Here is a 7,686-nt window from a genome sequence, read left to right on the forward strand (position 1 = left end):
CGCGGTCGACTCAGCGGCCCCGCAGCGCCAGCGCCCCGAGGAGACCGCCCGGCAGCCGGTCGGTGAGGTCCACCAGCACGACGTCGGCCGGCACGGTCAGTGCGTCGACGGCGGCGGGGTCGCCCGTGAAGCCGGTGCCGGCGGCCTTCACGAGCGCCTCCTTCCGCGTCCACAGCCGGGCCCGCGCGGCGGGCCTCTCGGGGGCGGGAAGCTCCCGCACCCGGGCGCGCTCCGCCGTCGAGAAGCCCACCCCGCCCAGGCCGTCCTCGTCCGCGAAGGCCGCGGCGTCCGCCCGCTCGACGTCCACCCCGAGGCCGAGCCCGTCGGCGGGCCGTGCCGGCGCCCACCACGCCCCGATCCGAGCCCGGTCCTCAGTGCCGGGCATCCGGACGCGCGTGAACGAGACGAGGGCGACCCGGCCGGGGGGCAGGCCGGTCAGCGCGGGGACGCCGTGCGCGGCCGAGCCGCAGCGCGGGCAGGCGTGCCGGAGCCCGAGCGGCCCCACCGGCACGCCCCAGGCCGCCGTCAGGGCGGTGCGCACCTGACCGAGCAGCGCGGAGACGGCGTCGGCCGCCCCCGCCGAGGCGGGGACGGCCGAGGTCAGGCCCCACGGGCCGGTCGCGACGGACACGGTCAGCGCTGGACCGCCCCGTGCCGCTGCGCCGCGAGCGCGGTGGCCGCGGCGCGGGCCTCGGAGACCTCCTCCGCGGTGAGCGTGCGGTCAGGGGCGCGGAAGCGCAGGGAGAACGCGAGGGACTTCCGCCCCTCCGGCACGCCCGCGCCCCGGTAGACGTCGAACAGCTCGACGGCCTCGAGCAGCTCCCCGGCACCCTCGGCGAGGGTCGCGCGCACGTCCCCGGCCACGACGGCCTCGTCCACCACGAGCGCCACGTCCTGCGTGCTCACGGGGAACGTGGACAGCGGTGCGGCGACCACGATCTCGGGGGCCGCGGCGCACAGCGCGTCCAGGTCCAGCTCCCACACGCTCGTGCGGGCGGGCAGGTCCTCGGCCTCGAGCCACTGCGGGTGCAGCTCGCCGGCGACGCCCACCACCCGGTCCCCGTGCTCGGTCACGACGACGAGCTCGGCCACCCGGCCCGGGTGGAACGCGTGGTGCCGGCCCTGCCGGACGGTCAGCTCGACGCCGAGGACGTCGGCCACGTCGAGGGCCCCGGCGATCGCGTCCTGCCAGTCCACCGGGCGGGGGTCGTGGTCCGGCCCGGGCGCCGAGTCGTGCCCGGCGTACAGACCGGCCACGTGCCACGGCTGAGCGGGGATGCCGGCCTCGAGGTCGGCGAGGACCTCGGCGGAGGGGTGGACCGCGCGCGGGGGGATCGTCGCCGAGCCCAGCTGCGCGCCGGGCAGGAAGACCAGCCCCATCTCGTACAGCGCCAGATCGCGGAAGCCGCGTCCGAGGTTGCGGCGCGCGGTCTCGACGAGGCCCGGCAGCAGCGACAGGCGCAGGTACCGGTACTGGGAGGCGATCGGATTGGCCAGGGCCACCATCGCCAGGGCCTGGCCCTGCGCGTCCGAGTCCGCCCCGAAACGCCGGTTCTGCTCCTCGGAGACGAACGGGTAGGCCAGCACCTCGGTGAGTCCCGCGGCCGCGAGCGCGGCCGACACGCGGCGACGCTGGGCCTGGCGGCGGGTGAAGCCGCGGCCCGGCGGGGCCACGGGCACCACGGAGGGGATCGCGTCGTAGCCGCGCAGGCGCGCGACCTCCTCGGCGAGGTCCTCGGGGATGCGCAGGTCCGTGCGCCACGACGGCGCGGTCACGGTCAGCCGCGGGGCGACGTCGGCGGCGGCCTCGGCGACGGTCACCTCGGCCCCCAGGGCCCGCAGCGTCACCACGACCTCGTCGGTCGTGTACGCCACGCCCACCAGGGCGGAGGGGAAGTCGGCGGCCATCTCGACGACGGCCGGCTGCGGCCGCGTCCCGACGTCGGTGACCCCGGGCTCGGCGGTGCCGCCGGCGAGCTCGACGAGCATCTGGACGGCCCGCTCGGCCGCCTCGTCGGCGATCTCCCAGTCGACGCCGCGCTCGTTGCGCTTCGACGCCTCCGAGGGCAGGCGGTGCCGGCGCCGCGTACGCGCGATCGACACGGGGTCGAAGTTCGCGGACTCGACCACGATCGTGGTGGTGGCGTCCGTGACCTCGGTGGCGGCCCCGCCCATGACGCCCGCCAGGCCGATGGGGCCGGAGTCGTCCGTGATGAGCAGGTCCTCCGCGTCGAGCTCGCGCTCCTTGCCGTCGAGGGTGGTCAGAGTCTCTCCGGCCCGCGCGCGGCGCACCACGATCTCGCCGGAGAGCGTGTCCGCGTCGTAGAAGTGCAGGGGCTGGCCCAGCTCCCACATGACGTAGTTGGAGATGTCCACCGGCAGGGAGATGGTGCGGATGCCGGCCAGGCGCAGGCGCGCGGCCAGCCACGGCGGGGTCGGGCGGGTCGCGTCCACGCCGGAGACCGTGCGGGCCACGAAGCGGGTGGCCCCGGGCTCGCCGTGGATCGGCGCGTCGTCGTCGATGCGGACGGCCGGGCCGGCGTCGTCGGCCGCGGGCGGGTGGACGGCGGCGGCCGGGTCCGTGAAGGGCACGCCGGTGGCGTGCGCGTACTCGCGCGCGACGCCGCGCATCGAGAACGCGTAGCCGCGGTCGGGCGTCACGTTGATCTCGGCGGCCTCGCCGTGCAGGTCCAGGACGTCCCGGGCGTCGGTGCCCGGCTCGGGGTCGAGCCCGAGGTCGCCGAGCACGACGATCCCGTCCGTGCCGTCGTCGCCCATGCCCAGCTCCGTGCTGGAGGCGATCATGCCGGCCGAGACGTGGCCGTAGGTCTTGCGGGGGCTGATGCGGAAGTCGCCGGGCAGCACCGCGCCGGGCAGGGCCACGACGACCTTGTCCCCGACCTCGAAGTTGTGGGCGCCGCACACGATGCCCTGCACGCCGGAGGGCTCGATCCCCTCGCCGGTGAGCGGCTGTGCGGCGCCCTCGGGCACCACGCGCACGGAGCACCAGTTGATGGTCTTGCCGTTCTTCTGCGGCTCGGGCTCCTTGGAGAGCACCTGCCCGACGACGATCGGGCCCTGCAGCTCGGCAGCCGGACGGTGGACGTCCTCCTCCTCGAGGCCGACGCGGACGAGGTCGGCCATCACGTCCTCGGCACGGTGCTCCGCGGGCACGGGGACGAACTCCCGCAGCCAGTCCAGGGGGATGCGCATGGATCAGACCTCCATTCCGAAGTGCTGGGAGAAGCGGACGTCGCCCTCGATCATGTCGTGCATGTCCGGGACCTCGTTGCGGAACATGAGCGTGCGCTCCACGCCCATGCCGAACGCGAACCCGGAGTACTCCTCCGGGTCCAGGCCCGCGGCGCGCAGCACGTTCGGGTGCACCATGCCGCAGCCGCCCCACTCGATCCAGCGGGGCCCGCCCTTGGCGCCGGGGTGCCAGATGTCCAGCTCGGCGCTGGGCTCGGTGAACGGGAAGAAGTTCGGGCGCAGGCGGATGGCCGCCTCCGCCCCGAACATCTGGCGGGCGAAGTACTCGAGGGTGCCGCGCAGGTGGGCCATGGTCAGGCCCTTGTCCACGGCCAGGCCCTCGAACTGGTGGAACACCGGGGTGTGCGTGGCGTCCAGCTCGTCCGTGCGGAACGTGCGGCCCGGGCACAGCACGTAGGTGGGGGCGCCCCGCTCGAGCAGGGAGCGCATCTGCACCGGAGAGGTGTGGGTGCGCAGCAGCAGGTGGGCCTCGGCCGGGTCCACGAAGAAGGTGTCCTGCATCTCGCGGGCCGGATGATCCGGCGCGAAGTTGAGGGAGTCGAAGTTGAACCACTCGGACTCGAGCTCGGGGCCCTCCGCGATCTCCCAGCCCATGCCGACGAAGATCTCCGAGACACGGTCCATCGTCAGCGAGAGCGGGTGACGGGCGCCGACGCGGCGGCGACGGACCGCGGTGGTCACGTCCACCGTCTCCTCGCGCAGGATCCGCGCGGCCTGCTCCGCCTCGAGCACCTCGGTGCGGGCGGCCAGGGCCTTGCCCAGGCGGCCGCGTGCGGCGCCCATGAGCTTGCCGGCCTCCGCCTTGCGCTCCTTGGGCAGAGCGCCGATCGCCTTGTTCGCGAGAGTCAAGGGGGCCCGGTCGCCGGTGTGGGCCAGGCGGGCGGCCTTGAGTTCGTCGAGGTCGGCCGCGGCCTCATATGCGGCGAGCGCGGCCTGCACAGCGGCCTCCACTGCCTCCGCGTCCACGGGGGAGATCTCCGCCACGGGCGCGGTGGGCTCCGCGCCGGTCTCGGGGCTGGGTGTCATCAGGGCAACGACCTTCGCATGGGGGACGGTGGGACGCCCGTCAGTCTAGTGTCCGCCCCGGGCCCGCTCGGCCTAGGCTGAGGCGCATGACCGCCCCGAACTCCCTCGACGGCACCGACCCGCTGCTGCGGGGCGTGGGCCTGGACGCGCAGACCCGCTGCGCCCATTACGCCACGGCGCGGGACGTCGTCGCCCTGCGCTTCGCCTGCTGCCCCGCGTACTGGTCCTGCCACCGCTGCCACGCGGAGCTCGCCGACCACCCGGCCGTGCCGGTGCCTGCCGGCGAGTTCGACCGGCCGCATGTGCTGTGCGGGGTGTGCCGCACCGAGCTGAGCGTGACCGCCTACCTCGCCCTCGAGGCCACCGCTGATCCTGCGTGCCCGGCCTGCGGGGCGCCGTTCAACCCGGGCTGCGCCGCCCATGCCCCGCTCTACTTCGACGTCCCCGCGTCCGGGTCCCCCGCCGGGGACGCCGATCCTGCGGCACAGCCATGACCGCGGCCCCCTCCCGGCCGTCGCCTCCGGCGCACGTGCGGGCGCGCGGGCTGTGGAACCTGCTGAACCTGGCGACGCCGCTGGGGCTGGTGGGCGCCGTCGTCGCCGGCTGCGCGCTGCGGCCCGGACCGCACGGGCTGATCGAGGCCCACGGCTGGACGCACCGGTTCCCGGGCGGGGCCGCGTTCACGGTCGGCGACGTCGTGTTCACCCGCCCCGGCCTGCGCATGACGCCCGCGCTGTGGCGGCACGAGGCCGGCCATGCGGACCAGTACGCCCTCCTGCTGGGTCTGCCCTTCCTGCCGGCGTACGCGCTGGCGGCGGCGTGGTCGATGTGGCGGACCGGGGATCCGGCCTCGCGCAACGTCTTCGAACGACGCGCGAGCCTGGCCCTGGGCGGCTACATCGAGCGGCCCGTGGTCCGCGGCCTGCGGCGCCGCCGCTGACGGGCACGGGCGATCGCGCCGACACGGACCCGGGGTCCGGGGAGGTCAGTGCAGGGTGCCGCCGGGGACGTCGAGGTCGGGGCCGCCGGCCATCGCCGTCAGGGCGGCCTCGGCCACCGCGCGCGCCAGGTCGGCCGCGGGCAGGGCCGGGGTGTCCGGCGTCGGGCGGTGCTCGGTGTCCCACGGCACGTGGATGAAGCCGGCGGCCCGGGCGGTGCCGGGGGCGTCGAGGAGGGCGTACATGACGTGGTTGCACACGAACGCGCCCGCGGACAGGGACGGCTCCGCGGCGACGCCGGCCTCCCGGATCGCGGCGACGGCACGCTTGGCGGGCAGGGTGGCGAACAGGGCCGCGGGACCGTCGGCGCGCACGGGCCGGTCCACGGGCTGCTCCCCCGCGTTGTCCGGGATCCGGGCGTCCTGCAGGTTCACGGCCACCCGTTCGACCCGGACCGTCGCCGTGCCGCCGGCCAGCCCGACGGCGATCGCCACCTCCGGCCGGACCCGGTCGAGGGCCGCGGTCAGGGCCGGCCCGGCCGCGCCGAACGCGCACGGCAGCTCGACCGCCTCGGCCGTCACACCCCGGTCCGCCAGGATGCCCACGGCGTCCCGCGCGGCGGCGATCGACGGGTTGTGGACATCGCCGCCGAAGGGCTCGAAGCCCGTGAGCAGGACGCGGGCGGCCGGGGCGGGTGCACGGGAGGTCATGGCGACCACGGTAGGCGCGTCTCGGCGCCCGCGCCACGCCCGGACTCGAACACGCTTGCGGGTCGATTCGAACATGTGTTCTACTTCTGGCCATGCGATGGGAAGCGCAGACCCTGCGGTCCGAGGGCGGAGCCCAGCGGGCGACGGCCGGCACACCGGCCGGCTCCGCCGCCCTGCTGCCGCTCTCGGACCTGCAGCGGAGTGTCACCACCCCGGAGTTCGCGGGGGTCACCTTCCATGAGGTGCTCGCCAAGACCGCACTGAACTCGGTGCCGTCCGCCTCGGCCATGCCGTTCCGCTGGACCGTGAACCCGTACCGCGGCTGCACCCACGCCTGCCGGTACTGCTACGCCCGCAGCACCCACACCTTCCTCGAGCTCGACGCCGGGGCCGACTTCGACCGGCAGATCGTCGTGAAGGTCAACGTCGCCGAGGTGCTGCGCGCCGAACTCGCCCGCCCCACGTGGGGCCGCGAGGCGGTGGCGTTGGGGACGAACACGGACCCGTATCAGCGGGCCGAGGGCCGCTACGCGCTGATGCCCGGGATCATCCGGGCCCTGGCCGATTCCGGCACCCCGTTCTCCGTGCTGACCAAGGGGACCCTGCTCGCGCGGGATGTGCCCCTGCTGCAGGCGGCCTCGCGCCAGGTGCCGGTGCAGGTCTCGCTGTCCCTGGCGATGCTCGACCCCGCCATCGCCGCCGCGGTCGAGCCGGGCACGCCGTCGCCGACCGCACGCCTGCGCCTGATCGAGCGGCTCGCCGCCGCGGGTGCGGACGTCACCGTCATGGCCATGCCCCTGCTGCCGTGGCTCACGGACGGGGACCGCGAGATCGACGCCCTCATGCGCGCGCTGGCGGACGCCGGAGCCGCGCGCGTCATGCCGGGCGCCCTGCACCTGCGGCCGGGCGCGAAGGAGTGGTACCTGGACTGGATCCGCCGCGAGCACCCGGATCTGCTGGCCGGCTACGAGCAGATGTACGCCCGGTCCGCCTACGCGCCCGAGTCGTACCGCCGCATGCTCACCCGGATGGCCGGGGAGGCCGCCGCACGGCACGGCCTGGCCCGCGGCGGCGCCCACGGCATCCGGCGCGAGGACGGTCCCCCGGCCCGGCGCCGGCCGGCGTCCCGGCCCTCCGCTCCGGCGGCGCAGCCCGCGCTGTTCTGACCGGTCCGCGGGGCGCGGCCGGCCGCGTGTCGACTCAGCGCCCCGCGGAGAACGCCGTGGCGGCGCCACGGAGCACCTCGGCCACGATCGGCCGGTCCGCCGGGATCCAGTCCAGGTGCCGCACGCCCGGCCCGGTGAGCGGCAGCCACGCCAGCAGGTCGTGGTCCTGGAGGGCTCGGGGTGTCGTCCCCTCCTCCGCCAGGACGCCCCAGAACACCCGCATCCGGGCGCCGTTGGCCAGCTCCCACCCGTCCGGCTCCGGCGCCGCCACCTCGGGGCCGAGCCGCACGGCGACCCCGAGCTCCTCCCGGCACTCCCGCAGCAGCGCCTCCTGGACGCCCTCCCCCGGCTCGACCTTGCCCCCGGGGAACTCCCAGAGCCCCCGCAGCGGGGCAGGCGCGCTGCGACGGGCCGCCAGCAGGCGGGTCGGCGCGGCCACATCGTCGAGCAGCGCGAGCCCCACGACCAGCCGCGGTCGCGCACCGTCCCGGGGCGACGTCGTCGGGCTGGCAGCGGGCGCGGGGCGAGCGGGTGTGGCGGAGGTCATGAGCCCAGGCTAGCGAGGCCCCCGCC

General features: G+C 76.0%; 8 protein-coding genes. 3 read left to right on the top strand and 5 right to left on the bottom strand.

Annotation, left to right across the window (positions count from 1 at the left end; genetic code table 11):
• Window positions 1–10: 10 nt before the first annotated feature.
• Genes CITRIK5_RS05900 through pheS form a run of 3 tightly spaced genes read right to left on the bottom strand, consistent with a single transcriptional unit; the run spans window position 11 to window position 4,299 of the window.
• Complete coding sequence (locus tag CITRIK5_RS05900; RefSeq protein ID WP_036337488.1) at window positions 11–631, bottom strand: 4'-phosphopantetheinyl transferase superfamily protein; 621 nt, start codon at window positions 629–631, stop codon at window positions 11–13.
• Window positions 632–633: 2 nt separating this feature from the next.
• Complete coding sequence (gene pheT / locus CITRIK5_RS05905) at window positions 634–3,213, bottom strand: phenylalanine--tRNA ligase subunit beta (protein WP_159833269.1); 2,580 nt, start codon at window positions 3,211–3,213, stop codon at window positions 634–636.
• 3 nt (window positions 3,214–3,216) lie between these two features.
• A complete protein-coding gene (pheS, locus tag CITRIK5_RS05910) occupies window positions 3,217–4,299 on the bottom strand; it encodes a phenylalanine--tRNA ligase subunit alpha (RefSeq protein WP_049147954.1) in 1,083 nt (360 codons plus the stop codon).
• Between the two features lie 86 nt (window positions 4,300–4,385).
• Here pheS and CITRIK5_RS05915 point away from each other — a divergent pair, with 86 nt between their 5' ends.
• Window positions 4,386–4,793: a CHY zinc finger protein gene (locus CITRIK5_RS05915; RefSeq protein WP_101967792.1), complete on the top strand. Its 408-nt coding sequence runs from the start codon at window positions 4,386–4,388 to the stop codon at window positions 4,791–4,793.
• Entirely contained in the window at window positions 4,790–5,239 is a 450-nt protein-coding gene (locus tag CITRIK5_RS05920; protein ID WP_049147952.1) for a hypothetical protein, read from the top strand. Before CITRIK5_RS05915 ends, CITRIK5_RS05920 begins: the two co-directional genes overlap by 4 nt.
• 45 nt (window positions 5,240–5,284) lie before the next feature.
• Here CITRIK5_RS05920 and CITRIK5_RS05925 read toward each other — a convergent pair whose 3' ends face one another.
• Window positions 5,285–5,947 (bottom strand): pyroglutamyl-peptidase I, encoded by a 663-nt coding sequence (locus CITRIK5_RS05925; protein ID WP_254184113.1) that lies wholly within the window; start codon window positions 5,945–5,947, stop codon window positions 5,285–5,287.
• A 92-nt stretch (window positions 5,948–6,039) separates the two neighbouring features.
• On the opposite strand from CITRIK5_RS05925, the gene CITRIK5_RS05930 reads away from it, so the two are divergent.
• Complete coding sequence (locus tag CITRIK5_RS05930) at window positions 6,040–7,113, top strand: Rv2578c family radical SAM protein (protein WP_020624690.1); 1,074 nt, start codon at window positions 6,040–6,042, stop codon at window positions 7,111–7,113.
• 34 nt (window positions 7,114–7,147) lie between these two features.
• On the opposite strand, the gene CITRIK5_RS05935 is transcribed toward CITRIK5_RS05930, so the two are convergent.
• Window positions 7,148–7,660, bottom strand: a complete 513-nt coding sequence (locus CITRIK5_RS05935) for a (deoxy)nucleoside triphosphate pyrophosphohydrolase (RefSeq protein WP_159833273.1) — start codon at window positions 7,658–7,660, stop codon at window positions 7,148–7,150.
• Window positions 7,661–7,686: the final 26 nt, after the last annotated feature.

Origin of the sequence: Micrococcus sp. 116 (genome assembly GCF_902506395.1) — a bacterium.
Lineage (GTDB): Bacteria > Actinomycetota > Actinomycetes > Actinomycetales > Micrococcaceae > Micrococcus > Micrococcus luteus.

Coding starts and splice junctions, on each gene's coding strand:
- pheS (WP_049147954.1), bottom strand. CDS start 4,299: ATGACACCCAGCCCCGAGACCGGCGCGGAGCCCACCGCGCCCGTGGCG.
- CITRIK5_RS05935 (WP_159833273.1), bottom strand. CDS start 7,660: ATGACCTCCGCCACACCCGCTCGCCCCGCGCCCGCTGCCAGCCCGACG.
- CITRIK5_RS05930 (WP_020624690.1), top strand. CDS start 6,040: ATGCGATGGGAAGCGCAGACCCTGCGGTCCGAGGGCGGAGCCCAGCGG.
- CITRIK5_RS05915 (WP_101967792.1), top strand. CDS start 4,386: ATGACCGCCCCGAACTCCCTCGACGGCACCGACCCGCTGCTGCGGGGC.
- CITRIK5_RS05920 (WP_049147952.1), top strand. CDS start 4,790: ATGACCGCGGCCCCCTCCCGGCCGTCGCCTCCGGCGCACGTGCGGGCG.
- pheT (WP_159833269.1), bottom strand. CDS start 3,213: ATGCGCATCCCCCTGGACTGGCTGCGGGAGTTCGTCCCCGTGCCCGCG.
- CITRIK5_RS05925 (WP_254184113.1), bottom strand. CDS start 5,947: ATGACCTCCCGTGCACCCGCCCCGGCCGCCCGCGTCCTGCTCACGGGC.